Source organism: Stenotrophomonas sp. YJH_SMC_110 (genome assembly GCF_059369255.1).
Genome location: NZ_JCAFSM010000003.1, coordinates 71309 through 96401, shown reverse-complemented (window position 1 = coordinate 96401; position 25093 = coordinate 71309). Strand labels below are relative to the sequence as shown.

Genomic DNA, 25093 nt, shown 5'->3' with positions numbered 1-25093 from the left:
TCGCTGCCCAGGGTCGGATCCCTTCGCAGAAGGGCTCTGACCCCGGCGCTGTCCCGCGACGGACAAAACCGTTCCGCGCGCGGTTGTCGTGATCATGTCACTACTTCGTGCGCTGTTCTGTCAGCGATGTTTCGCAACCCTTTGATTGTTCTGGGCACCGGCAGCCGATAGCGGCAATCCGCCGGCTGTTGCTGCGTTGCCGCATGCCGGGCGTGGTTCAGCTGTGCTTTAGTTTGGATCGATCCACAGGGGAGGTGCCATATCGGTCGTGAACCGATCCAAGCGCCTGGATCCGTCGTAGTGCCGCGCCACCGCCCGCCCGTGCGTCCACATCTTCGAAGAGCAACCACCCATGGCTCAGATCGTCCACAAGCGTCGCCACCTGCTGTCCCAGGCCCTGATCCTGGCCCTGTTGCCGCTGGCAGCCAGCGCGCAGGAAGCTGCCAGTTCGTCCACCAAGGATCTGGACGCGGTCACCGTCACCGGCTCGCGCATCAAGCGCGCCAGCGTCGAGGGCCCGGCGCCGGTCAACGTGATCACCGCCGCGCAGATCCAGAAGGAAGGCTTTGTCAGCGTGTACGACGCGCTGAAGACCCTCACCGAGGCCACAGGCACCGTTGAAGCCGCATCGCAATGGGGCTCGCATACGCCCAATGCCAGCGGCCTGAACCTGCGCGGGATGGGCCCGAACCGCTCGCTGCTGCTGGTCAATGGCCGTCGTGTAGCGGATTACCCGCTGCCCTACGGTGGCGAAACCAACTTCTCCAACTACGGCAACATTCCGGCCGCGGCGGTGGAGCGCATTGAAGTGCTGACCGGTGGCGCCTCGGCCATCTACGGTTCGGATGCGATCGCCGGCGTGGTCAACGTCATCCTCAAAACCAACTACGACGGCGACGAAGTGCGCGTGCGCGGCGGCACTTCCAGCGAAGGCGGACGTGATACCTGGGATCTGTCCTGGGCCGGTGGCAAGACCGGCGAAAACTGGAGCGTGACCTACGCGCTGCAGTACACCAAGCGCGACCCGCTGTTCGGGCGTGATCGCCCGCAGATGGACGATGCCGACGATGCGCCGTACCCGTCCTGGAACATGGAACAACGCAAGGTCGGCTTCCGTCCCACCGCCGGTCTGGCGCTGATCGATCCGACCACGGGCCAGCGCCTGGCGCCGCCCACCGGCACCTGCGAAAAATTCGACGGCGAGTATTACACCGCCGATCGATTGGTCTACAACTACGCCGCCAACCGCATCACCAACACCGGCCGCCTGTGCGGCATGAGCGCCGACTACGCCAACTGGCTGCTTACCGGCGGCGCCGAGAACGTGTCCGGAAACCTGTACGCCACCTTCGATTTCAGCAATGACCTGCAGGCCTGGACCAACCTCGCGGTGTATCGCTCCGAAGCGATCTGGGGCACCAATCCGCCCGGCGTGTCGCTGATCGACGATGACAACGGCTATTACTGGGATGCCAACCGCAACCGGCCGATCCTGGGCGTGCGCCAGTTCACCCCGAACGAAGTCGGGGGCCTGGATACGCTGCGCAACACCAACCGCGAACTGTCCTGGGACTGGAGCGCGGGCCTGCGCGGGCGCCTGGCCGACCGTTTTGACTGGAGTGCCACGGTGGGGCGTTCCTATTACCGCGTGGAAGAACGGCAGAACGTGGTCGACAAGCAGAAGTCGTATGACTACTTCCTTGGCCCGCGCCTGGGCACCACCGCCGATGGCGAGGCGATCTATGCGTTGAACGAATCGCGCTGGTGGAACCCGCTGACGCCGGACCAGTACTGGCAGATGGGGACCGTGGCGAAGAACCGCGCGGCGTCATGGGTCAACCAGGCGTCGGCGGATATCACCGGCGAGCTGTTCCAGGGCTGGGCCGGCCCGATTTCGTTTGCGGCGGTGGCTGAAGTCGCGCAGCAGGGCTATCACCTCAGTCCGGACCCGCGCGCTGGCATCGACTTCGACCTGCAGAATGTCGATCGCGGCGGCGGCGAGCGTACCCGCTACTCGGCCGGCGTCGAGTTCAAGATCCCGCTGCTGGACAGCGTGACCGCCACTGCGGCCGCGCGCTACGACCGCTATGGCAACTACAAGGCCGATGACAGCAGCGAAGCGCTGGACATCGGCAGCCAGAAGGAAACCACCTGGAACGTCGGCCTCGAATGGCGCCCGGTCGAATCGCTGCTGGTGCGTGGCTCGTACGCCACCAGCTTCCATGCGCCGGACATGCATTACCTGCTGGGCCAGCCGAGCAGTTCGGAAGTGCAGACCTATGACCGCCTGCGCTGCATCCAGAGCGGCACGTACCTGGTCAACAACTGTGGCGTGGGCAACACCGACGTCTGGTACACGTTCGACGTGAACCGGCGTGGGACGCCGCTGCTGCGCTCGGAGACCGGTGATTCGTGGACGGTCGGCTTCGTCTGGGACGTGCTGCCGAACCTGTCGGTCAGTGCCGACTACTGGGCGATCAAGCTGGAAGACATGATCGTCGACGTCGGCGCCGATGAGGTGCTGGCCAGCGAGGCCGGCTGCCTGACCGGCAAGAACATGGACGGTACGCCATGGGCCAACCCGGCCGGTGGCGAGTACTGCGCCGGCATCCTGGCCCGCGTGAACCGTGACAGCAACGGTCGCCTGGTATCGATCGAGCGCGGCCCGTTCAACCTGGCCAGCCGCGAGGTGCGCGGCATCGACCTGACCGCGCGCTATCGCCTGGAAACCGCGCGGTGGGGCAGCTTCCAGCTGGGCGTGAACTACACCAACCAGATCTCGACCAAGGAGCAACGCTACGCCGCCGACCCGAATCCGGAACGCCGCGATCGTGACCTGCGCAGCAAGCTGCGCGCGAGCCTGGCCTGGCAGCGCGGCAACTGGAACGCCAATGTCTATGCCGACCGCATCGGTTCGGTGCCGGGCGTGCGCTACCACTGGGGTACCGACCGCTTGGACAACCCTGGTGGCTGCCTGCCGTTCGCCGATGGCTACGTGCCCAGTGACAGCCCGTCGCTGAACTGCCTGGAGCCGGCACGGCTGCCGGATGGTTCGGTGAACCCGAACCCCAACGCCGGGCAGCAGACGGCGCGCTACTACGGTCGAGTGGGGCCGTTCATCACCTGGAACTTCAACGTGGGCTACCAGGTGACCGAACACGCGAAGGTAAACGTGTACGTCAACAACGCCTTCAACGCCGCCAGCTGGAACCACAAGGACCCGTACAAGCTGGATTACGACTTCGCTCCGACCCGCCTGCTGGGCGCGGTCGGCCGCGAGTTCGCGTTGGAGTATGTGTTCACCTTCTGAGGTGACCTGCCTCCGCCGGTAGGTCCACGCCATGCGTGGATATGGACACCCGGGTGCCCATTCAGGAACTGCGGACAGGCTGGATTTGACCTTCCCACGATGGCAAGGTTTAGCCTGTCCGCATCCAGAAGGAGCCCCGGGAATCCGATCATGAGCACGCCCCGCGCCACTGCAGCCCCCGCAAGCCCTGCCACCATCAGCCTGCCCATCAAGGGCATGACCTGTGCCAGCTGTGTCGGCCGGGTCGAGGCGGCGCTGTCCAGGGTCGAAGGCGTGGGCAGTGTTTCGGTCAATCTGGCCACCGAGCGCGCGGATATCCGCCCGTCCGGTCCGGTCGATCGGGCCGCGTTGATCCAGGCGGTGGAGCGGGTGGGCTACGACGTGCCCGCTGCCACCACCGAGCTGTCGGTCGAGGGCATGACCTGTGCGTCCTGCGTGGGCCGAGTCGAACGTGCGCTGTTGGCCGTGCCCGGCGTCAGCCAGGCCAGCGTGAACCTGGCCACGGAGCGCGCCACGGTGCGTGGCGTGGCGGAAGTTGCAGCGCTGGTCGCCGCGATCGACAAGGCCGGCTATGACGCACGCGTGATTGAAGCCGGCGTGCAGTCCGATGACGAGGCCGCGGAAAAGAAGGATGCCGAGCGCGCCGAACTGAAGCGCGACCTGATCGTGGCGTCCGCGCTGGCGCTGCCGGTGTTCGTGCTGGAGATGGGGTCGCACCTGATCCCCGGCATGCACGAATGGGTGATGTCCACCATCGGCATGCAGGCCAGCTGGTACCTGCAGTTCGTGCTGACCGCGCTGGTGCTCGCCATCCCGGGCCGCCGCTTCTACCAGAAGGGCATCCCCGCGCTGCTGCGGCTGGCGCCGGACATGAATTCGCTGGTGGCGGTGGGCACTGCCGCAGCGTTTGGCTACTCGGTGGTGGCCACGTTCCTGCCGACGCTGTTGCCGGCGGGCACGGTGAACGTCTACTACGAAGCAGCGGCGGTGATCGTTGCGCTGATCCTGCTCGGCCGCTTCCTTGAGGCCCGGGCCAAGGGCCGCACCTCCGAGGCGATCAAGCGACTGGTCAATCTGCAGGCGAAGGTTGCCCACGTGGTCCGTGACGGCCGGACGGTGGATGTCCCGGTCAATGAAGTGCTGAGCGGCGACGTGGTGGAAGTGCGCCCGGGCGAGCGCGTGCCGGTCGACGGCGAGGTGGTCGAGGGCCGCAGCTACATCGACGAGTCGATGATCAGCGGCGAGCCGATCCCGGTCGAGAAGCAGCCGGGCAGCAGCGTGGTGGGCGGTACGGTCAACCAGAAGGGCGCACTGACGGTACGTGCCACGGCGGTGGGCGCGCAGACCATGCTGGCGCAGATCATCCGCATGGTCGAACAGGCGCAGGGCTCGAAGCTGCCGATCCAGGCGGTGGTCGACAAGGTCACCCTGTGGTTCGTGCCGGCGGTGATGCTGGCCGCGCTGGCGACCTTCGCAGTCTGGCTGATCTTCGGGCCCTCGCCAGCGCTGAGCTTCGCGCTGGTCAATGCGGTGGCGGTGCTGATCATTGCCTGCCCGTGCGCGATGGGGTTGGCGACGCCGACCTCGATCATGGTCGGGACCGGCCGTGGCGCTGAAATGGGCGTGTTGTTCCGCAAGGGCGAGGCGCTGCAGCTGCTGAAGGACGCGCAGGTGGTGGCGGTGGACAAGACCGGTACGCTGACCGAGGGCCGCCCGCGCTTGACCGATCTGGAGATCGCCAGCGGTTTTGATCACGGCACGGTGCTGGCGGCGGTGGCGGCGGTGGAGTCGCGCTCGGAGCATCCGATTGCCCGCGCCATCGTCGATGCAGCCACCGAGCAGGGCATCGCGCTGCCGTCGATGGTCGATTTCGAATCGGTCACCGGCATGGGCGTGCGTGCCAACGTTGATGGTGCGCGGGTGGAGGTCGGTGCCGATCGCTTCATGCGCGACCTGGGCGTGGACATCACTTTGTTTGCGACGCTGGCGGCAGAGCTGGGCACCCAGGGCAAGTCGCCGCTGTATGCCGCCATCGACGGCCGCCTGGCCGCAATCATCGCGGTATCCGATCCGATCAAGCCGAGCACGCCGGCCGCAATCGCGGCACTGCATCAGCTTGGCCTTAAGGTGGCGATGATCACCGGTGACAACGCCGGGACCGCGCAGGCGATCGCGCGTCAGCTCGGCATCGACGAAGTGGTGGCCGAGGTGCTGCCGGAAGGCAAGGTCGAGGCGGTGCGCCGCTTGAAGGCCACACATGGCCATGTCGCCTTCGTCGGCGACGGCATCAACGATGCGCCGGCGCTGGCCCAGGCCGATGTCGGCCTGGCCATCGGCACCGGCACCGATATCGCGGTCGAGTCGGCCGATGTGGTGCTGATGTCGGGCAACCTGCAGGGCGTGCCGAATGCCATTGCACTATCGAAGGCAACGCTGGGCAACATCCGCCAGAACCTGTTCTGGGCCTTCGCTTACAACACCGCATTGATTCCGGTGGCGGCCGGCGTGCTGTATCCGGTCTGGGGCGTGCTGTTGTCGCCGGTGTTCGCGGCCGGTGCGATGGCACTGTCCAGCGTGTTCGTGCTGGGCAACGCGCTGCGCCTGCGCCGCTTCCAGCCGCCGATGGCGGACGCCCCCGCCGCGATCCATTGAGGGAGAACCGCATGAATATCGGTGAAGCCGCCAAGGCCTCCAGCGTGTCGGCGAAAATGATCCGCTATTACGAACAGATCGGGCTGATTCCTGCGGCTGATCGCACCGAGTCGGGCTACCGGGCGTACTCGCAGGCGGACATCCACCGCCTGCGCTTCATCCGCCGCGCGCGCGATCTTGGCTTCCAGGTTGCCGAGATCACCGATCTGCTGGGCCTGTGGAACGACACCTCGCGGCACAGCGCCGACGTCAAGCACCTGGCCGAACAGCACATTGCCGACCTGGAGCAACGCATCGAGCACATGCGGCAGATGGCCGACACGTTGAAGTCGCTGATCAGCTGCTGCGCGGGCGACGAGCGCCCGGAATGCCCGATCCTGGAGCGGCTGGGCGAAGACCGTGATGCCCCGGTGCCGGTCGTCGCCGCCAAGACCGGCGCGGTGCGGCGACGCGCACAGAAGCATTGAATCGATATCGCGTGCATGAAAAAGCCCGCCCTGTGACAGTGCACGGGGCGGGCTTGGTTCTGGATGCAGTGCAGGAAATCAGGCAGTGCGAGGCGGGAAGCCGGCATCGTTCACCGCGGCGAACACCTGTTCCTGCGACGCGGTGGTCTGTACCTTGACCAGCCCGGTCGGCGGATCGGCGACCACGCTGGCGTTGGGATCGATCTGCTGGATCGCACGGGTCACGCTGCGCGCGCAGCCGCCGCAGGTCATGCCATCGACATGGAATTCCATCTGTAGCTCCTCCGGTGCTCTTGGGATGGAGTCAGTGTGCACCTTCCAACGATGGCAGGGTCAAGCGCCGGGCTGAACGACAGGCAAGGCGCCGACAAAAAACGGCAGCCACCTGTACCAGCGCGGCTGCCGTGGAGGAACGTCCCCGCCAGGGCGGGGCGTGGGGTGCACCGGGGCGCGCCCGGGCAACCCGGTGTTGCCTTAGAACTTCCAGGTAGCGCCGAAGTACAGCTGGCGGCCTGCATAGGTATTGGAGATCAGGCGTGCCTTGGTGTCGCTTCCCAGGTGCACGCGCTGCTCCGACTTGGTGGCATTGATCACCGAGGCGGTCAGGGTCCAGTCCGGGGTCAGGTTGTAGGCCACGTTCAGGTCCAGCTGGTCATACGGCTCGGTGTAGACCGTCATGCCGTTCTGCAGGCCGCCCACCACTTCGCCGCGACGGTTGAACGAGGCACGCGCAAGGAACTTGTCGTTCTCGTAGAACACCGTGACGTTGGCCTGGTTCTTGGCGCTGCCGACCAGCGGCGACGAGCCGATGTTCTGTCCGTCAATCACGATCGATGCCAGGTTGGTGTCGTTGTAGGTGTAGTTGGCCTGCACGCCGAAGCCGAAATCGAAGGTGTACTGGCCATACAGTTCCACGCCCTGCGAAACACCATCCTGGCCATTGGCCTTGGTCTTGTAGTTCTGCACGGTCACCACTTCGCCGCCGACAGCCATCTGCGTGTCGCGCACGACCGGCACGGTGAAGTTGCTCACGTCCTTGCGGAACAGGCCGACACCGGCCACGGCGCCCGGCTGGAAGTACCATTCCAGGCCCAGGTCGTACTGCGTGGCCTTGAACGGCTGCAGCTGCTTGTTGCTGCCTTCGCCGGCCCAACCCGGGTTCGGCGCACCGCCGGCGACGCGACGATCGTCGACGTACTCGGCGCTGTAGAAGCTCAGAGCGCCCGGAGTGGCGATATCGGTGTAGCCCGGACGGGCGATGACCTTTGACGCGGCGCCGCGCAGCACCAGAGTGTCAGTGATGTCCCAGGCAATGTTGAAGCTCGGCAGGATATCGGTATACGTGCGGTCGACGCCGATCAGTTCATGGGTCTTGCTCTGCGCCAGGTCATGCGGCAGGCGCACGAAGCCGCTCTCGCAGCTGTAGGTCGGGTAGGCCGCAGCGGCGGGGTCGGTGCACGCCATCGGCGCGCCGGACGCGTTGTCCAGGAAGTAGTCGTTGAACTTCTCGATCGAGTCGGAAGACTGCGCGAACTGCTTGGTGCGCACCACACGCACGCCGACATTGCCGCGCAGCCGCTCGGTGCGGAAGTTGGCCTGGAAGTAGCCGGAGTAGATCTTCTCGTTGACGTTGTAGACGAAGTCTTCCTCGGTACGGTTGTGCGAACCACCGTAGGTCTTGTTCAGATAGTCGATGTACGCCGGGTAGTTGATGCCCGGGAACACGTTGGCATTGAAGCCACCGGCAATGTTGCTGATCGGGTTCGACAGGAAGAAGCCGGGCTGCGCATCGCCGGCAGTCGGATCGCAGCCACTCTGGTAGCGGCTGTTGTCATAGTCGGCCGGGTCACGGCCCGGGCATACCCAGTAGGTGTTGCCCGTGTTGCGGTGGACCTTGCCATCACGGTATTTGGCACCGAACTGGATCGAATCCAGCCAACCGGACTCGAACAGCTTGGTCACGTCGGCCTGGAAGTAGTTCTGCTTGACCTCGGTGCGCTTCCACGACGAATCGGTCGAGCCGGTGTCGACTTCGGCGATGCCGTTCATCAATTGCTGCTGCAGGTCGGGCGAGAAGGTGGCAGACGGCGTGCCGGTCAGGTCCCATGCGCTGTACTGGTTACCGGACAGGTAGTCGTTGCCGACCTTGCGGCGCGGCTTGGCCGACATGCGGAAGTTCATCGACGGACCACCTTCGGACCAGGTGCGGCCACCGGTGAACGAGGCCTTCCACAGCGGGCTGATGTCCCAGTCGATGGTCAGGTCGGCGGTCTGCGACAACGCCTTTTCCTTGCTGTAGCCACCGGTCAGCTGCGGTGTCGGAATCGTGCAGTCGTCCGGGCCCCAGCCGCCGGGCTTGAGGCCGGCGGCCTTGGCCTGGTCTTCGCTGCAGTAGTAGGTCTTTCCAGCCAGCTTTTCGAATTGGGCACCCGTGACGGTGTTGCCGCTGGCATCGAAGTCCAGGCCATTGAGAAGGCGGCCTCCGGCCCAGTTGCCGTCCTGGTTGTAGCGCGCCATGCTCCATTCCGGAATCTTCAGCATGTTCTGGGTGTAGTCACCCTGCAGTTCGAAGCGGAAGTAGTTGGCGGTCATCGTGACGTTGTCGACCGGCTTGAACTGGAAGGTCAGCTGGCCGCCCTTGCGCTCGCGCTTTTCTTCCTTCACCGCGAAGTTGACCGAGGTCGGCATGAAGAAGTCGCTGTAGTTGCCGCCGGTCTGGTTGTTGAAGCCGGACTTGCCCCACCAGTAGTGGATGCCATCCTGCTGCTGCACGTTGCCATAGGCGTCGCGTGCCTTGCCGGCGCCGTACCACTGGTAGTCCTCGGTGCTGGCCTCCATGGTGCGGGTGGTGCGCTTCTGCTGGGTCACGCCGACCAGCACGCCGAAGCGCTCATCCTTGCTGTGCCACGAATACAGGGCCGAGGCCTGCGGGTCGATATCGTGGTGGGTATCGGAGGAGGTGCCCTCGAGCGTGACGAAGCCCGAGTTGGACTCCATGTCCAGCGGACGGCGCGTGTGCAGGATGACCGTGCCGCCGATGCCGCCTTCGTCGATGCGGGCTTCCGGCGACTTGAACAGCTCGGCGCTGGACAGCATGTTCGACGGCAGCAGGGTGTAGTTGAACGAACGGGTGGCTTCGTCGTTGGTTTCCGACGTGGCCACGTAGTTGCCATTCAACTGGGTCAGGGTCAGGTCCGGCGCAAGGCCGCGCACGCTGACACTCTTGCCTTCACCACCGCTGCGGGTGATGACCACGCCGGGCACGCGCTGCAGTGCGTCGGCCACGTTCTTGTCGGGGAACTTGCCGACGTCCTCGGCGGTGATCACTTCGACAACGGCGTTGGCGTCGCGCTTCTGCTCAAGGCTCTTTTCGATGGCGTAGCGGTAGCCGGTGACCTGGACGCTGTCCAGAGTCGTGGCGTCCTGCGAGCCGGTGGACGTGGCCTGCTGCGCGGCGGCGCCTGCCGGAATGACGGCGGCAGCCAGGGCCAGCGCGATGGCCAGCGACAATGCGTCCTGGCCGTGCGTACGTGTTGAATGCTTCATTCCCATCTCTCCCTCTCTCCTGGATTGATCCGGTGACGTGGCACGGACAACTTGAATCGATCTAATTTGAAGTGAATTTGTCGCTGTCGCCATGCAGTGGCAGTAGCACCGCACGCGTGGCCTGGTGTACGTCCTGTTGCTGCTCCCCCAACTCCCGGCCATCGCAGCGTCGTCTTGGATCGATCTAAGCGATGGGCGGGCGATTTTTAGCATGGGTCGTCCTTGGGCGCATGCTGCTCCGCAATATGGTACTGGCGTGGCGTAGGGATGACGGTTTGCTGAAATCAGTGAAATCGTTTTCGTGCGCAGGGAGGGGGGGGGGGGCGGGAGGGCTGCGCCCTGCACCTGCGGGTAGTGCCGGCCGCTGGCCGGCAAGAGCCAAAGCCAAAGCGGCTCTGGGTTGTCTGGGTTTGGCGGTGCGGTGTGGACTGGCAGGACACGCCGTAAACCCTTCCATGGGGGCTCGATGGCGCCATCCATGGCGCCAACGGTCCTGCCAGCCCACACCGCCCCACCTTTGACAGTTTCCCGGTGACGGTTGGACTGATCCTGGAACGACATGGGGTCATGGGGTCAGATCCGTTTTCCGTTGGAAAACGGATCTGACCCCGGATTGATTTCGATATCTGACAGAGATTCATCCACGCATGGCGTGGATCCATCCACAGATCGCGGAAATCTGTCGAAGGCGGGGTGGGTCCGGTTGCGGGGGTGTCCGCGGCATGGATGCCGCGGCCAAGCCCCCAGGGATGGGTTTACGGCGTCCCCCGCAACCGGACCCACCCCGCCATTCCACGGATCGCCGGCTTTTGCTGTTGCTTCGGCTGTTGCTTCTGAGGTTGCCGGCCAGCGGCCGGCACTACCGCAGGGTGCAGGGCGCAGCCGTGCCGAATACACCCTCATGCTGCGCCGCAGAATGCATTCGGCTGAACCTGCATGCTCTACTTGAATCGATCTAAATCCACGGTCACGTGGGTCGGGCGTCATTCCAGGGGGAGCCTTCTGCCGGTCCAGGCAGAGCTCAGCGGAACGGTGCCGGAAGGCCCGGGCCGTCTGTCTCTGCGTCATCGACTACAGGAACCCGACATGCGTCCAGTGCCGTCCGCTCCCGCCGTCCCATCATCCTCGCGCCCGCTGGTGCGCCTGGCCTGCCTGCTTGCGCTGTCGGCGGCGCCGATGCTGCTGCAGGCCGCGCCGGCAGCGCTGGAGCGCGAGGTCAACACCTTCATCGGCAGCAAGGACGACGGCAACACGTTCCCGGGTGCGTCGGCACCGTTCGGCCTGATCCAGGTCAGCCCGATCGGCAGCCACTATTCGGGTTGGCGCTATGACGACGAGAAGATCCGTGGCTTCGGCCACTCCTTCATCTCCGGTGCCGGCTGCTGGGAACAGGGCGGCCAGGTGTCGGTGCTGCCGGTCACAGGCTCGATCGGTCCGGGCGGCGATTTCGATACCGGCAACGCCAGGCAGTTCGACCACAAGGCCTACGCTGCGTCCTACACCCACGATGGCGAGGTCGGCCAGGCCGGCTACTACAAGGTGCGGCTGACCAGCTACGGCGGCATCGATGCCGAGGCGACCGCGCGTACCCGTGCCGCGGCCGAGCGCTACACCTTCAGCCAGCGCAGTGGCGATGGCCACGTGCTGGTCAATGTCGGCCAGGCCAACGAGCGCCATTCGGTGATCGGCAGCGTGGTCGATGTGGTCGGCGACCGCGTGGTCGAGGGCAAGCTGGTTACCAAGAGTTTCTGCGGCGGCCATCAGTACACCACCTGGTTCCGCATCGAGTTCGACCGTCCGTTCAAGGCGCATGGCACCTGGGGTGAGGGCGGCGGCCTGCCGGGCGCGCGCCACAGCATGGAAGGCGAGCAGAAGCCGAACGGTGCCTGGCTCAGCTTCGACCTGGCCAAGGGCCAGTCGGTGACGGCGGTCAGCGCGATCTCGCACGTGGATGCCGAAGGCGCGCGCACCAACCTGCGTGCCGAGGGCATGCAGGGTGGGTCGCTGCTCGGTTTCGACCGCATGCGCGCGCTGTCGCAGCAGGCCTGGCGTGAGCAGCTGGGCCGTGTACGCGTGCAGGGCGGCACCGCCGATGACCGCACCGTGTTCTACAGCGCGGTCTACCACGCGCTGCTGCAGCCGATGACCGGTAACGATGCCGATGGCCGCTACCGCGGCTATGACGATGGCATCCACCGTGCCGATGGCTGGACCTATTACGAGTACTTCTCGCTGTGGGATACCTATCGCGCGCAGAACCAGTGGCTGGCACTGACCCGCCCGGACGTGGCGCGCGACATCGGCCGCACCCTGCTGGCGATCGATGAGCAGGGCGGTTGGCTGCCGCGCTGGGGCTATGCCAACTTCGAAACCAACATCATGACCGGCGATCCGGTCACCCCGTTCATGGTCGACCTGTGGCGCTTCGGTGCACTCAAGGGCCGTGAATCGCAGGCGTGGGATGCGCTGCGCCGCAATGCCTTCGGCACGCCGCCGCTGAACTCGCGCATGGCCGGCCGCTCCGGCAACCCGACCTACCTGGACAAGGGCTACGTGGCCTATGACCGTGCATTCCCGTCCAAGGGCATGGACGTCGATCCGCACCACGGTGGTTCGGCCACGCTGGAGTACGCGCTGGCCGACTGCGCGCTCTCGCAGATGGCCGACGGCCTGGGCCATGCCCAGGATGCGGCGACGCTGCGCGAGCGCGGCCGCAACTGGCGCAAGGTGTGGGACCCGCAGGTGCGCGACGCCGAGACCGGCTTCACCGGGTTCCCGCGCCCGCGTACCGAGGACGGCCAGTGGTACACCCCGTCCGACGGCCATTACAGCCCGCGTTCGCACCACGGTTTCCACGAGGGCACGGCGTGGCAGTACCAGTGGCTGGCGCAGCAGGACGTGCCGGGCCTGGTCGAAGCGATGGACGGCCGCGAGCAGGCGGGCCGCCGCCTCGATGCGTTCTTCGCGATGGACGCGCTGCAGGCCGATCCGCTCAATGCCGCCCGCAAGGCGTGGGTGGTCGGGCCGTACAGCTACTACAACCAGTTCCGCTACAACCCGAACAACGAGCCGGACCTGCACTCGCCGTGGCTGTACACGCTGATCGGCCAGCCGTGGAAGACCGCGGCCGTGGTGCGTGCGGCGCAGCAGCTGTTCACCAATGCCCCCAACGGTGTGACCGGCAACGATGACCTCGGCACGATGTCGGCCTGGTACCTGTTCAGTGCCATCGGCGTGTACCCGGCGGTGCCGGGCAGCGGCCAGTTCCTGCTGCACACCCCGCGCTTCAGCAAGGTGGAAGTGGACATGGGCAATGGCCGCACCCTGCGCATCGACGCGCCGGGCGCCGATGGCCGCCGCCTGCAGTATGTGCAGGGCGTGCAGGTCGATGGCCAGGCGCATGCACCGGTGTGGCTGGACTGGAACCGCCTGCAGCAGGGCCCGCGCGTGCGCTTTGCGCTGGATGCGAAGGTGCCGGAGCAGGGCTGGGGCACGGCGGTGAAGGATCTGCCGGTATCCTGGTGCGCGGCACCGGGCAGCCAGCTGCGCTGAGCCGGACTGTGCCGTTCGCGGTGACCCAGCGAACGGCACGGCACGACACGGCCCTGATCCATTAGGCTTGAGCTTCCAGCGGAGTCCGGGAAGACGATGAACGACAACGGCAGCAGTCCCAGCAAGCGCGCCGGTAAGGCGGTGACGGTGACCGACATCGCGCGTGCGATCGGCGTGTCACGGGCAACCGTGTCGCTGGTGCTGCGCGGCAGCCCGCTGGTCAATGTCGATACCCGCGCCAAGGTCGAGGCCGAGCTGCGCCGCCAGCGCTATGTCTACAACCGCGCGGCGGCCAACCTGCGCCGGCGCACCTCGTCGAGCATCGCGCTGGTGATCAACGACCTGTCCAACCCGTTCTTCGCCGAATTCGCGTCAGGCGTGGACGAGGCGCTGGGCGGGCGCGGTTACGTGACGTTGCTGGGCAGCACCGGGGAATCGCCAGAGCGCCAGCAGGCCGTGCTGTCCACGCTGATGGAGCACACCCCGGCCGGCCTGATCCTGTCGCCTGCCGAGGGCAGCGACACCGCGCAGTTGCGGCAGGCGCTGGGCGCCAATGCCAACGTGCTGCTGTTCAACCGCGAACTGGCCGGGGCTGACTGGGACTTCCTGACCCTGGACAACCAGCACGGCGCCTATCTGGCCACGCGCCACCTGATCGAGCGCGGCCATCGCCAGATCGCCTTCTTCGGCGGCCACGCCGCATCCAGTTCCTGCCACCAGCGCCGCGCCGGTTTCCAGCAGGCGCTGGCCGAGGCCGGGCTGTCGCTGCCGCCGGGTTGGATGATCGAGTCGGCGCCGAACCGCCTGGAAGCAGCAGCGCGCACCGATGAACTGTTTGCCGATGGCCATCGTCCGAGTGCGGCGGTCTGCTACAACGACACCGTCGCGCTGGGCCTGATGCTGGGCTTGAACTCGCGTGGCATCCGTCCCGGTGGCGACTTTGCCGTTACTGGTTTCGATGACATTTCCGAGGCTGCGGTGGCGGTGCCACCGTTGACCACGCTCACTGCCGACCCGCGCGAGCGTGGCCGGCAAGCGGCCGCGCTGCTGCTGCAACGGCTGGACGAACCGGATGCGCCGCCACGGCGCACGGTCGCGCCGGTGCAGCTGCGCATCCGCGAAAGCAGTGCTGCGCGACCGAACTGATTCCTTTCATACACCCCTTCCACGCAACAACGACCTTCCGCGCATCGAGGCGCGTACCGCATGCCGATTTCCGCAACGCCCCGTCCATCGGGTTCCTCGGGCAACGCACCCGCCGTCACCAACGGCAAGGCGTTGGCTGTCGTCACCACGATCTTCTTCATGTGGGGCTTCCTGACCTGCCTCAATGACATCCTGATCCCGCACCTGAAGGCGGTGTTCGAACTGAACTACGCCAAGGCGATGCTGGTGCAGTTCACCTTCTTCGGCACCTATTTCCTGATGTCGCTGCCGGCGGGGCGGTTGGTGGCGGCGCTGGGCTACAAGAAAGGCATCGTCGCCGGCCTGGTGATCGCCGGCATCGGCGCGCTGGGCTTCTGGCCGGCGGCCGAACTGCGCGTCTATGGCGCCTTCCTCGGCGCACTGTTCGTGCTGGCCACCGGCATTACCGTGCTGCAGGTGGCCGCCAACCCCTATGTCGCGCTGCTGGGCCCGGAGCAGACCAGCTCCAGCCGCCTGACCCTGGCGCAGGCGCTGAACTCGCTGGGCACGGCCATCGCCCCGATCTTCGGCGGCATGCTGATCCTGTCCAACACGGTCAAGAGCGCTGACGACATCGCGGCGCTGCCGGCCGCCGAGCAGCTGGCCTACCGTGCCGCCGAGGCGCAGGCTGTGCAGGGTCCGTACGTGGGCCTGGCGGTGGCGCTGGTGCTGCTGGCGCTGTTCGTATTCCTGTTCCGCCTGCCGGCGCTGAGCGACGCCACCGAGCAGGCCGACCAGGGCCACCACCACAGCTACCTGGATGCGCTGCGCAAGCGCCACCTGCTGCTGGGCGTGCTGGGCATCTTCTTCTACGTCGGTGCCGAAGTGTCGATTGGCAGCTTCCTGGTCAACTACCTGTCGATGCCGAACATCGGTGGCTTCAGCGAGCAGCAGGCCACGCATTACGTGTCTGCCTACTGGACGATGGCGATGATCGGCCGCTTCGCCGGTTCGGCGCTGCTGGCGCGCTTCTCGCCCAGCCGTCTGCTGGCGATCTTCGCGCTGGTCAACGTGGCGCTGCTGGTCACCACCATGCTGAGCTCCGGCAACGTCGCGCTGTACTCGGTGGTGGCCATCGGCCTGTTCAACTCGATCATGTTCCCGACCATCTTCGCGCTGAGCATCGAGCGCCTCGGCCCGCTGACCAACAAGGGGTCCAGCCTGCTGATCATGGCCATCGTCGGCGGTGCCGTGGTGCCGTACCTGCAGGGCGTGCTGGCCGACCACATCGGTGTGCAGGCCAGCTTCATCCTGCCGCTGCTGTGCTACGGCTACATCATTTTCTACGGACTGGTCGGCGCGCGTACGCCGGCCTCCGCAACGCAGGGAGGCTGAGTCCGGAATGGGTGCCATCGTTTGCTTCGGCGAAATTTTGATCGATCTACTAGCACAGCCGCCGGCCTCGGCCGACACCCCGCGTGCGTTCCTGCAGTACGCCGGTGGGGCGCCGGCCAACGTCGCGGTGGCGGCTGCGCGGCTGGGTGCGAAGACCCAGTTTGTCGGCATGCTGGGCCGCGACATGTTCGGCGACTTCCTGGCCGACAGCCTGGTCGAGCACGGCGTGGGTACCGATTACATCGTGCGCACCGACGCGGCCAAGACCGCACTGGCCTTCGTGGCCCTGGATGCCAATGGCGAGCGCAGCTTCAGTTTCTACCGCCCGCCGGCGGCTGACCTGCTGTTCCGTGACAGCGACTTCCAGGCGGCGTGCCTCGACAGCGCGCAATGCTTCCACGTCTGTTCCAACAGCCTGACCGAGCCGGCCATCGCCGAGGCGACCTTCGCCGGCATGGAACGGGCCCGCGCTGCCGGTGCGGTGGTCAGCCTGGACCTCAACCTGCGTCCTGCCCTGTGGCCGGCGAACGAGGACCCGACGCCGCGCCTGTGGCAGGCGCTGGAACGCGCCGACCTGGTCAAGCTGTCGCGCGAGGAGCTGGACTACCTGGCCGCGCCGCTGGGCGCCGATGGCGAGGCGGCGGTGCTGCGGCGCCTGCTGGCCGCGCGGGCGCGCTGGGTGATCGTCACCGATGGTGCAGCCACGCTGCACTGGTACACCCGCGACAACCACGGCACTGTCACCAGCTTCCGCGTGGCCACGGTCGACACCACGGCGGCCGGTGATGCCTTCGTCGGTGGCGTGCTGGTTGGCCTGCTGGAGCGCGGCGGGGCCGGTGCCGGTTTTACCGCCTTCTGCCAGGACCCGGAGGCGATCACCGCCACGCTGCGCTTCGGCGCAGCGGTCGGCGCGCTGGCTGTTACCCGCAAGGGCGCGTTCGCCGCGATGCCCTCGCTCGATGAAGTGCAGCAGCTGCTGCAGGCACAGGACATTACTGCATGAGCACCTCGCCCGATTTCCGTTCGCCCGCGTTCCTGCGCGCGCACATCGCCGATACCATGGCGTTCTACCATCCGCGCTGCATCGATCCGGACGGTGGCTTCTTCCACTACTTCCGTGACGACGGCAGCATCTACGATGCCAGCCATCGCCACCTGGTGAGCAGCACCCGTTTCGTCTTCAACTACGCGATGGCCTACCGCGAGTTCGGCAATGCCGAGTACCGCGACGCGGTCGAGCACGGCGTGCGATACCTGCGCGAGGTGCACCGCAACCCCGCCACCGGCGGCTATGCCTGGACCCTGCGTGATGGCAAGGTCGAGGACGACATGAACCACTGCTACGGCGTGGCCTTCGTGCTGCTGGCCTACAGCTGCGCGCTGAAGGCAGGTATCGAGCAGGCGCGCGCGTGGATGGACGAGACCTGGCAGCTGCTGGAAGCGCGCTTCTGGGAGCCGCAGCACGGGCTCTACAAGGATGAAGCGGACGGCCAGTGGAACTTCACCGGCTACCGTGGACAGAACGCCAACATGCACATGTGCGAGGCGATGCTGGCCGCGTTCGAGGCCAGTGGCGAGCAGCGCTATGTGGAGCGCGCGCTGCAGCTGGCCGACAACATGACCCGCCGCCAGGCGGCCAAGGCCGGCGGGCTGGTCTGGGAACACTACGATGAGAACTGGGAGATCGACTGGGACTACAACCTGGACGACCCCAAGCACCTGTTCCGCCCGTGGGGCTTCCAACCGGGGCACCAGACCGAGTGGGCCAAGCTGCTGCTGATCCTCGATCGCCACGTGCAGGCCGACTGGCTGGTGCCGACCGCGCAGCACCTGTTCGACGTGGCCGTGGCGCGCAGCTGGGACGAAGCGCGAGGTGGCCTGTACTACGGCTTCGCACCGGAATCGCGCCGGCAGCCGGGCATGGATGGCGCGCCGATCGGTGGCGACAGCTTCGTCTGCGACGACGACAAGTACTTCTGGGTGCAGGCCGAAACGCTGGCGACCGCCGCACTGATGGCCAAGCGCACCGGCGATGACCGCTACTGGCAGTGGTACGAACGCATCTGGGCGTATTCGTGGGAACACTTCGTCGACCATCAGTTCGGCGCCTGGTTCCGCATCCTCGATGCCGACAACCGCAAGTACAGCGACGAGAAGAGCCCGGCCGGCAAGGTGGATTACCACACCATGGGCGCGTGCTACGAAGTGTTGAACGTGGTGCGTTGAGGCGCGTGTCGCCATACGCATGATGAATCGGAATCAGTAGCGCCGGGCCACGCCCGGCGGAAAAACAGGAGCTCCGCGTGCATCGTCTTTCCCTCGTTGTCCGTCTGCTCCTGCTGCTGGTCGCAACGTCGGCCTTCCCGGCAATTGCAGCGCCTCTGCAGGCACAGTGGGAGTTCCGCATGCTGCCCGGCGACGCGCAGGGCGCCGCCCACCCAGGCCTGCAGCAATGGCGTGCGGCAACGGTGCCGGGCAGCGTGCACACCGACCTGCTGGCGCATGCGCTGATCCGCGACCCGTACGTGGGTGCGCCCGAAGCGGAGCTGCAATGGATCGGCCTGGCGGCCTGGGAGTACCGCGCGCGCTTCGACGTGGACGCGGCGATGCTGGCCAAGCCCCATGCCGAACTGCGCTTCGACGGGCTGGACACTTATGCCGAAGTAAGCCTCAACGGCAAGCCGCTGCTGCGCGCGGACAACGCGCACCGGACCTGGCGCGCGCGCGTGGAAGGGCATCTGCGCGCCAGGGGCAATGAACTGCAGATCGTGTTCCGCTCACCGATCCGCACGCTGCTTCCGGGCGTACAGGCGATGCCACACAGGATCGCTGGCAACTACCCGTCGCCGTATGGCGATGAGCCGAAGGACGCGATGGTCGGAAACTTCGCGCGCAAGCCGGCCTACCACTTCGGTTGGGACTGGGGCCCGCGTTATGTCACCGCCGGGGTCTGGCGCGGGGTCGACCTGCAGGCCTGGGATACGCACCGCCTGACCAGTCTTGCCGTGCGCACCGATGCATTGAGCGCGGAGCAGGCGAAGCTGGCGGTGCTGCTGCAGGTGGAGCAGGGCAGCGCCACCGGTTCTGCGGTCGTCAATGTGGAAGTCCTCGATCCGCAGGGTCGCAGCGTGGCCCAGCAGCAGCGCACCGTACTGCTGAAGCCCGGGCAGAACAGTGTTGAACTACCGATTGAACTGGCGGAACCGAAGCGGTGGTGGCCGGTCGGCCATGGTGCGCAGGATCGCTATACCGTGCAGGCGCGCCTGGATGGCGGTGCCGACGCAACGCTGGTGCGCGAGCAGCGCATCGGCCTGCGCACGGTCGAACTGCGCCGCGAAGAGGACGGCAAGGGCGGGCAGGGCTTCGCCTTCGTCATCAACGGCGTGCCGATCTTCGCCAAGGGCGCCAACGTCATTCCGTTCGATGCCTTCCCCGCACGCGTCGACGCAGCACGTCTGCGCCAGGTGCTGACCGCCGCGCGCGACGCCAACATGAACATGCTGCGCAATTGGGGCGGTGGCTACTACGAGGACGACGCGTTCTTCGACATCGCCGACGAACTGGGCCTGCTGGTCTGGCAGGACTTCATGTTCGGCGGCGGCATGCAGCCGGGCTACGATCCGGCCTTCCGTGCCAGCGTGGTGGCCGAGGCGCGCGACAACGTGCGCAGGCTGCGCCATCACCCCAGCATCGTGCTGTGGTGTGGCAACAACGAGGAAGAAACCGCCTGGAAGGACTGGGGTCACGGCCGCGACCTGAAGGCGGCCGACCCGGCATTTGCGGCGAAGGTCTGGCAGGGCTATGTCGACCTGTTCGGCAACGACCTGCGCCAGGTGGTGGGCGAGGAAGGACTGGGCGTACCGTACTGGTCCAGTTCGCCCAGCAACGATCTGGACGAGAAGGCCAACGATTCCACCCGCGGCGACAAGCACTACTGGCAGGTCTGGGGCAATCCGGCGCTGCCGGTGCAGGCCTACCTGCGTGAGACGCCGCGCTTCATGTCCGAGTACGGGCTGCAGGCGTGGCCGTCGGTGGCGACGGTGGACCAGATCGCCACCCGCGCCGAACAGCGCATCGACAGCCCGGTGATCCGCGCGCACCAGAAATTCATGGCCGGCGAGGGCAACAGCCGCCTGCTGCACTACATCGAACAGGGCTATGGCACGCCGAAGGACTTCGAGGACTTCGTCTACCTCAGCCAGGTCATGCAGGCCGATGGCATTGCACTGGCGGCGCTGCATCATCGCGCCTCCCGGCCATACACGATGGGTTCGCTGTACTGGCAGCTCAACGATGTCTGGCCAGGCGCCTCGTGGTCCAGCGTGGATTACTTCGGCCGCTGGAAGGCGCTGCACTTCGCCGCGCGGCGCTTCTTCGCGCCGGTCACGGTAGCCGCGCTGCGCGATGAGGGCAGCACGCGGGTACGCCTGATCAATGACGGTGTGGCGCTGGATGCACGTTGGCGGCTGCGGGTGATGGACGTGGAAGGGAAGGTGCTGCGCCGTCGCGAGGATGCGGTGACGCTGGCGGCGTCGGGCGTCACCTCGATCGGTGATTTTCGCGATGCCGAGTTGCTGGCCGGTGCCGATCCGAAGCGCACGGTGGCGGTGTTTGAGCTGCTGCAGAACGGGGCGGTGAGCGCACGGCAGGTGGTCGGATTCGTCGAAGCCAAGGACCAGGTATTGCCGCGGCAGAAGCTCAAGGCCACCTTGTCCATCGAAGGCGACCACTATCGACTGCGGCTGGAAAGCGCGGCGTATGTGCGCGCGACGTGGATCGACTTCGGTGCGCTGGACGTGCAGGTCGAAGAAAACCTGCTGGATCTGCTGCCGGGTGAAATCCGCGATATCGCGGTGCGCGGCCCGGTGGATCTGGTTACCCTGCGCGAGGCGCTGAGGGTGAAGACCCTCAACGACCGTTGAGCAAAAAAGGGGACGGAGGGGATTAAGTCGTTTGTGGCACACATGGGCCACAAACGACTTAATCCCCTCCGTCCCCTTTTTCCTGCTTACAGCTGGATCTGCTGGAAGTTCTCGACCCGCTCGTGGCCGTTGGCGGACTGGCCGGTACGCGGCATCGGGTAGTCATCCAGGCGGTCGATCAGCCGGGTCTGCAGGCCGGCTTCGCGGGCAGCATCCAGTTCTTCGACCACATCGGACAGGAACAGGATCTCGCCGGCCGGCACGCCAATGGCCTGCACGATGCGGCGGTAGCTGTCGGCCTCACGTTTGCCACCCATCTCGGTATCGAACCAGCCCGACACCAGCGGGCTGAGGTCACCGGCATCGCTGAAGCCGAAGAACAGCTTCTGCGCCGGCACCGAGCCGGAGGAGTACACGTACAGCGGCAGGCCGGAGGCATGCCAGCCCTTCAGCACCGGTGCCACTTCCGGGTAGAAGTGCGCGGTGTAGTCGCCGCGACGGTAGCCCTCATCCCAGATCAGGCCCTGCAGCGCCTTCAGTGCGGTGTGCTTGCGGTCCTGGTCAATCCAGCCCTGCAGCGTCTCGGCCACCAGGCTGTCCTGGCAGGCGCCGCCGATCTCGGTAGCCACCGCGTCCAGCCAGCGGCGGACCTCCGGCTGCTGGCCATGTTCGGCGACGAACGCGGGCAAGGCCTTGCGGGCATAGGGGAACAGCACGTTCTTGACGAACGAGATGCTGCTGGTGGTGCCTTCGATGTCGGTCAGGATGACGCGGGGCTGCATGGATCAGGACGCCTGGGTAGGTACGTAACGGGGGAACTTCTGCGCGATGTCGGTGCCGGTGAAATGACCCACCCAGCCGTCCGGTTCGGTGAAGAAGCGGATCGCCACGAAGCTCGGTTCATCGCCCATGTCGAACCAGTGGGTGGTGCCATCGGGCACGGCGATCAGGTCGTCCTTCACGCACTCGATCTCATAGACCTTGTCACCCACGTGCAGGGTGAACAGGCCCGAGCCTGCGACGAAGAAGCGCACCTCGTCTTCCTTGTGGAAGTGCTCGTCGAGGAACTTCTTGCGCAGCTCGGCGCGGTTCGGGTTGTCCGGGGCGATCGAGGCCACGTCCACGCTCTTGAAGCCGCGCTCGGCGACCAGGCGGTCGATGTCCGCACGGTAGGCGGCGAACACTTCCTCCTGGCTGGCGCCCGGCGCGACTGGCGCGGTGGCCTGCCAGCGCTCGAAGGTGACGCCGATCTTCTGCAGCTCGGCAGCGATGACCGCGCCGTCCTGGGTGTCCAGCAGCGGCGATTCGGGGCGGGTGTCGTCGTAGATGCGCAGTCGGCTCATGGCGGCAGCTTGAACGTCTCGGGGGGAAGACAGGGTAGCAGGGTGGGGGCGAGGCGCAGATTCCGGATCGGCATCTGCACCTGCGCGCGGGCTCAGCCGCGCAGCTTGCGCAGCTCGAGCTCGCAGTGGAACAGGAATTCGAAGGCTTCCAGGTGCCGGCGCGCCTCGGCCATGTCACGGCCCCAGGCATACAGGCCGTGGCCGTCGATCAGGTAACCCCACAGGTTCTGCCGGTCGAGCAGGTCGTCGACCTGCGCCGAGAGCACGTTCATGTCCTGGGTGTTGGCGAACACCGGTACGTCGATGGCCATTTCATGGGTGCTGTTGCCGGCGAAGGCCTTCAGCAGCTCGTAGCCTTCCAGGCGGATATGACCCTGCGGCGCGTACAGGCGCGAAGCGATGGTCTGCACCGGCGAATGCGTATGCAGCACACAGCCGATTTCCGGGAAGCGGCGGTACAGCTGGGTGTGCAGCAGGGTCTCGGCGGACGGGCGCAGCGGGCGACCGACGGCCAGGCCGTCGAAGTCCACCACCATGATGTCGTCCTCGATCAGCCGGCCCTTGTCCTTGCCGGACACGGTGATCGCGGCGTGGCGGTCATCCAGGCGGTGGGAGAAATTGCTGCTGGTGGCCGGGGTCCAGCCGGCGTGCGCCAGTTCGCGGACGTTGTCGATCAGCAGCTGGGCCAGTTCGCTCAGGCGCGCGGTGTCGTACGGGAAGGTGGGGGCGTTCATGCCGGCGATTTTACTGGATTCGGCCAACGGCTGAGCCCCTCGTGGCGGGTCGTGTAGAGCGGTTCATGGGCGGGGCGGGGCGGGTGGGCCGTGCAGGGGACGCTGCAAGTACGTCCCTGTAAGCTCGATGGCGCCATACATGGCGCCAACGCCCCTGCACGGCCCACCCGCCCCGCCTCGGACAGGTTCCGGCGTGCGGCCAGCCACGGAGTGAAGAAGAAAAAGCGGAAAGCGGGTCGCGGCGCTGGGCTTGCTCGGAGCCGAGCATGGCTCGGCTCTACAGGGGATTCATCGACCGGAGAGAATTCATCTCTCAGACGCAATTCATCCACGCATGGCGTGGATCTACCGGACGTGCCAGGAGACTGTCGGAGGCGGGGAGGGGGGAGGTTGCGGGGGCGTGAGCCGCATGGATGCGGCGACCGAGCTTACAGGGATGTACTTGCAGCGTCCCCCGCAATCTCCCCCCTCCCCGCCAAACCCTCAGCCCAGCTCTTGCCGGCGCTCCGGCTTCAAAGGCGGGTGCAGGGCCGCAGGCCCTGCAATACAAAAACCCCTTACTGACCCCGCAGGCGGCTGTGCCGGAACCCGTAGCAGAAATAGATCACGAAACCGACGACCGTCCACACCCCCATCAGCATCCAGTTGTGCATCGTCATCGCCGACAGCAGCGCCAGGCAGCTCAGCACGCCCAGGCCGCAGATCAGCCACGCCATCGGCATGCGGAACGGGCGCGGCAGGTCCGGCTGGGTGCGGCGCAGGATCAGCACGCCGGCACAGACTGCGGCGAACGCGATCAGCGTGCCCATCGAGGTCAGCTCGCCCAGGATGTCCAGCGGGAACAGCGCCGCCAGCAGCGCGATGCCGATGCCGGTGATCACGGTGTTGATGTGCGGGGTGCGGTACTTCGGGTGGATCCTGGTGAACACCGGTGGCAGCAGGCCGTCGCGGCCCATGATCATGAAGATGCGCGGCTGGCCGATGATCATCACCAGCACCACCGAAGACAGGCCGACCAGCGCACCGACCTCGACCACCCAGCGCAGCCAGCCCAGCTGTGGGTGCGCGGCCACGGCAGTCACCACCGGCTCGTCGGTGCCCAGCAGCTGGAACGGCACCAGGCCAGTCATCACTGCGGCCATTGCGATATACAACACGGTGCAGATCACCAGCGACAGCATCATGCCGATCGGCATGTCACGCTGCGGGTTCTTCGATTCCTGCGCCGCCACCGATACCGCCTCGAAACCGATGTAGGCGAAGAACACCATCGCCGCGCCACGCAGCACGCCTTCCATGCCGTACTTGCCCGGGCCTTCATTGGCCGGAATGAACGGGGTCCAGTTGCTGGTGTCCACGTATTTCCAGCCGACCACGATGACCAGCACGATCAGGCCGGTCTTGAGCACGACCATCGCCATGTTCATCGCCGAGGACTTGCTGATGCCGACGTAGCACAGCCAGGTCAGCAGCAGCACCAGTGCGGCGGCGGGCAGGTTGGCGATCGCGCCGGTGGGGCGCAGCTGCGCGTCCAGTGGCGCGCTGACCAGTGCCGCCGGTAGATGGATGTCGAACTGGCTGAGCAGGCTGAGGAAATAACCGGTCCAGCTGACCGCCACCGCCGAGGCGGAGACGCCGTACTCGAGCACCAGCATCCAGCCGATGAACCAGGCCGAGAGCTCGCCGAAGGTGGCGTAGGTGTAGGTGTAGGCGCTGCCGGAGACCGGCACCATCGAGGCGAATTCGGCATAGGCCAGCGCGCAGAAGGCGCAGCAGATGGCGGCCAGCACGAAGGACAGCATGATCGCCGGGCCGGCGTGGTTGGCGGCGGCCTGGCCGGTGATGACGAAGATGCCGCCGCCGATCACCGCGCCGATGCCCAGGGCGGTCAGCCCCCAGGGGCCAAGGTGGCGACGCAGGCTCAGGCCGTTGGCGTCTTCATGGGCGGCATGCGGATGCTTGGTGGCCCACAGTTGCTTGAACATGTGTGGTGGTCTTGTCGAAGCGCGCCATGGGCGGCGCGCGGGAAAACGGACGGGCCGGCGCG

The 25093-nt window shown here is 66.3% G+C and carries 15 protein-coding genes; 9 read left to right on the top strand and 6 right to left on the bottom strand.

Annotation, left to right across the window (positions count from 1 at the left end; all coding sequences use genetic code 11):
* The first annotated feature begins 352 nt into the window (after positions 1 to 352).
* The 3 genes from AC5P6H_RS07460 to cueR all read left to right on the top strand — a co-directional run bounded on the left by AC5P6H_RS07460 (position 353) and on the right by cueR (position 6429).
* Positions 353 to 3310, top strand: coding sequence for a TonB-dependent receptor plug domain-containing protein (locus tag AC5P6H_RS07460; protein WP_495202441.1), 2958 nt, complete (start codon positions 353 to 355; stop codon positions 3308 to 3310).
* 150 nt (positions 3311 to 3460) lie between these two features.
* The gene (locus tag AC5P6H_RS07455; RefSeq protein WP_495202440.1) at positions 3461 to 5962 is read left to right on the top strand and encodes a heavy metal translocating P-type ATPase; all 2502 of its coding nucleotides are present in this window, start codon (positions 3461 to 3463) and stop codon (positions 5960 to 5962) included.
* A gap of 11 nt (positions 5963 to 5973) precedes the next feature.
* A complete protein-coding gene (gene cueR, locus AC5P6H_RS07450) occupies positions 5974 to 6429 on the top strand; it encodes a Cu(I)-responsive transcriptional regulator (RefSeq protein ID WP_329858196.1) in 456 nt (151 codons plus the stop codon).
* Between the two features lie 78 nt (positions 6430 to 6507).
* Here the strand turns inward: cueR and AC5P6H_RS07445 are convergent, their stop codons facing one another.
* Positions 6508 to 6702, bottom strand: coding sequence for a heavy-metal-associated domain-containing protein (locus AC5P6H_RS07445; RefSeq protein WP_008267227.1), 195 nt, complete (start codon positions 6700 to 6702; stop codon positions 6508 to 6510).
* A gap of 201 nt (positions 6703 to 6903) precedes the next feature.
* Entirely contained in the window at positions 6904 to 9981 is a 3078-nt protein-coding gene (locus AC5P6H_RS07440) for a TonB-dependent receptor (protein WP_495202439.1), read from the bottom strand.
* A 1080-nt stretch (positions 9982 to 11061) separates the two neighbouring features.
* Here AC5P6H_RS07440 and AC5P6H_RS07435 point away from each other — a divergent pair.
* The 6 genes from AC5P6H_RS07435 (at position 11062) to AC5P6H_RS07410 (ending at position 20969) form a co-directional block, all read left to right on the top strand.
* On the top strand, positions 11062 to 13527 hold the full coding sequence (locus AC5P6H_RS07435; protein WP_329858202.1) for a GH92 family glycosyl hydrolase: 2466 nt from the start codon (positions 11062 to 11064) through the stop codon (positions 13525 to 13527).
* Between the two features lie 96 nt (positions 13528 to 13623).
* Positions 13624 to 14673, top strand: a complete 1050-nt coding sequence (locus AC5P6H_RS07430; protein ID WP_014646964.1) for a LacI family DNA-binding transcriptional regulator — start codon at positions 13624 to 13626, stop codon at positions 14671 to 14673.
* A gap of 60 nt (positions 14674 to 14733) precedes the next feature.
* Positions 14734 to 16047, top strand: a complete 1314-nt coding sequence (gene fucP, locus AC5P6H_RS07425) for an L-fucose:H+ symporter permease (RefSeq protein ID WP_032957977.1) — start codon at positions 14734 to 14736, stop codon at positions 16045 to 16047.
* Positions 16048 to 16054: 7 nt separating this feature from the next.
* The gene (locus AC5P6H_RS07420; protein WP_169412503.1) at positions 16055 to 17050 is read left to right on the top strand and encodes a PfkB family carbohydrate kinase; all 996 of its coding nucleotides are present in this window, start codon (positions 16055 to 16057) and stop codon (positions 17048 to 17050) included.
* Positions 17047 to 18273 carry an AGE family epimerase/isomerase gene (locus tag AC5P6H_RS07415; RefSeq protein WP_495202438.1) on the top strand — a complete coding sequence of 409 codons (1227 nt, stop codon included), beginning with the start codon at positions 17047 to 17049 and terminating at the stop codon, positions 18271 to 18273. The genes AC5P6H_RS07420 and AC5P6H_RS07415 overlap by 4 nt, the downstream gene beginning before the upstream one ends.
* 77 nt (positions 18274 to 18350) lie before the next feature.
* Positions 18351 to 20969 carry a beta-mannosidase gene (locus AC5P6H_RS07410; RefSeq protein ID WP_495202437.1) on the top strand — a complete coding sequence of 873 codons (2619 nt, stop codon included), beginning with the start codon at positions 18351 to 18353 and terminating at the stop codon, positions 20967 to 20969.
* A gap of 86 nt (positions 20970 to 21055) precedes the next feature.
* On the opposite strand, the gene mtnC is transcribed toward AC5P6H_RS07410, so the two are convergent.
* The 4 genes from mtnC to AC5P6H_RS07390 all read right to left on the bottom strand — a co-directional run bounded on the left by mtnC (position 21056) and on the right by AC5P6H_RS07390 (position 25031).
* The gene (gene mtnC / locus AC5P6H_RS07405; RefSeq protein ID WP_014646969.1) at positions 21056 to 21751 is read right to left on the bottom strand and encodes an acireductone synthase; all 696 of its coding nucleotides are present in this window, start codon (positions 21749 to 21751) and stop codon (positions 21056 to 21058) included.
* A gap of 3 nt (positions 21752 to 21754) precedes the next feature.
* On the bottom strand, positions 21755 to 22312 hold the full coding sequence (locus AC5P6H_RS07400) for a 1,2-dihydroxy-3-keto-5-methylthiopentene dioxygenase (protein WP_005409451.1): 558 nt from the start codon (positions 22310 to 22312) through the stop codon (positions 21755 to 21757).
* Between the two features lie 92 nt (positions 22313 to 22404).
* Entirely contained in the window at positions 22405 to 23046 is a 642-nt protein-coding gene (locus AC5P6H_RS07395) for a methylthioribulose 1-phosphate dehydratase (RefSeq protein WP_041863375.1), read from the bottom strand.
* Between the two features lie 557 nt (positions 23047 to 23603).
* The gene (locus AC5P6H_RS07390; protein ID WP_046429981.1) at positions 23604 to 25031 is read right to left on the bottom strand and encodes an amino acid permease; all 1428 of its coding nucleotides are present in this window, start codon (positions 25029 to 25031) and stop codon (positions 23604 to 23606) included.
* Positions 25032 to 25093 lie beyond the last annotated feature (62 nt).

Bases quoted from the DNA above. Each gene is read 5' to 3' on its own strand.
- AC5P6H_RS07460 (WP_495202441.1), top strand. From the start codon at position 353: ATGGCTCAGATCGTCCACAAGCGTCGCCACCTGCTGTCCCAGGCCCTG.
- AC5P6H_RS07455 (WP_495202440.1), top strand. From the start codon at position 3,461: ATGAGCACGCCCCGCGCCACTGCAGCCCCCGCAAGCCCTGCCACCATC.
- cueR (WP_329858196.1), top strand. From the start codon at position 5,974: ATGAATATCGGTGAAGCCGCCAAGGCCTCCAGCGTGTCGGCGAAAATG.
- AC5P6H_RS07445 (WP_008267227.1), bottom strand. From the start codon at position 6,702: ATGGAATTCCATGTCGATGGCATGACCTGCGGCGGCTGCGCGCGCAGC.
- AC5P6H_RS07440 (WP_495202439.1), bottom strand. From the start codon at position 9,981: ATGGGAATGAAGCATTCAACACGTACGCACGGCCAGGACGCATTGTCG.
- AC5P6H_RS07435 (WP_329858202.1), top strand. From the start codon at position 11,062: ATGCGTCCAGTGCCGTCCGCTCCCGCCGTCCCATCATCCTCGCGCCCG.
- AC5P6H_RS07430 (WP_014646964.1), top strand. From the start codon at position 13,624: ATGAACGACAACGGCAGCAGTCCCAGCAAGCGCGCCGGTAAGGCGGTG.
- fucP (WP_032957977.1), top strand. From the start codon at position 14,734: ATGCCGATTTCCGCAACGCCCCGTCCATCGGGTTCCTCGGGCAACGCA.
- AC5P6H_RS07420 (WP_169412503.1), top strand. From the start codon at position 16,055: ATGGGTGCCATCGTTTGCTTCGGCGAAATTTTGATCGATCTACTAGCA.
- AC5P6H_RS07415 (WP_495202438.1), top strand. From the start codon at position 17,047: ATGAGCACCTCGCCCGATTTCCGTTCGCCCGCGTTCCTGCGCGCGCAC.
- mtnC (WP_014646969.1), bottom strand. From the start codon at position 21,751: ATGCAGCCCCGCGTCATCCTGACCGACATCGAAGGCACCACCAGCAGC.
- AC5P6H_RS07400 (WP_005409451.1), bottom strand. From the start codon at position 22,312: ATGAGCCGACTGCGCATCTACGACGACACCCGCCCCGAATCGCCGCTG.
- AC5P6H_RS07395 (WP_041863375.1), bottom strand. From the start codon at position 23,046: ATGAACGCCCCCACCTTCCCGTACGACACCGCGCGCCTGAGCGAACTG.
- AC5P6H_RS07390 (WP_046429981.1), bottom strand. From the start codon at position 25,031: ATGTTCAAGCAACTGTGGGCCACCAAGCATCCGCATGCCGCCCATGAA.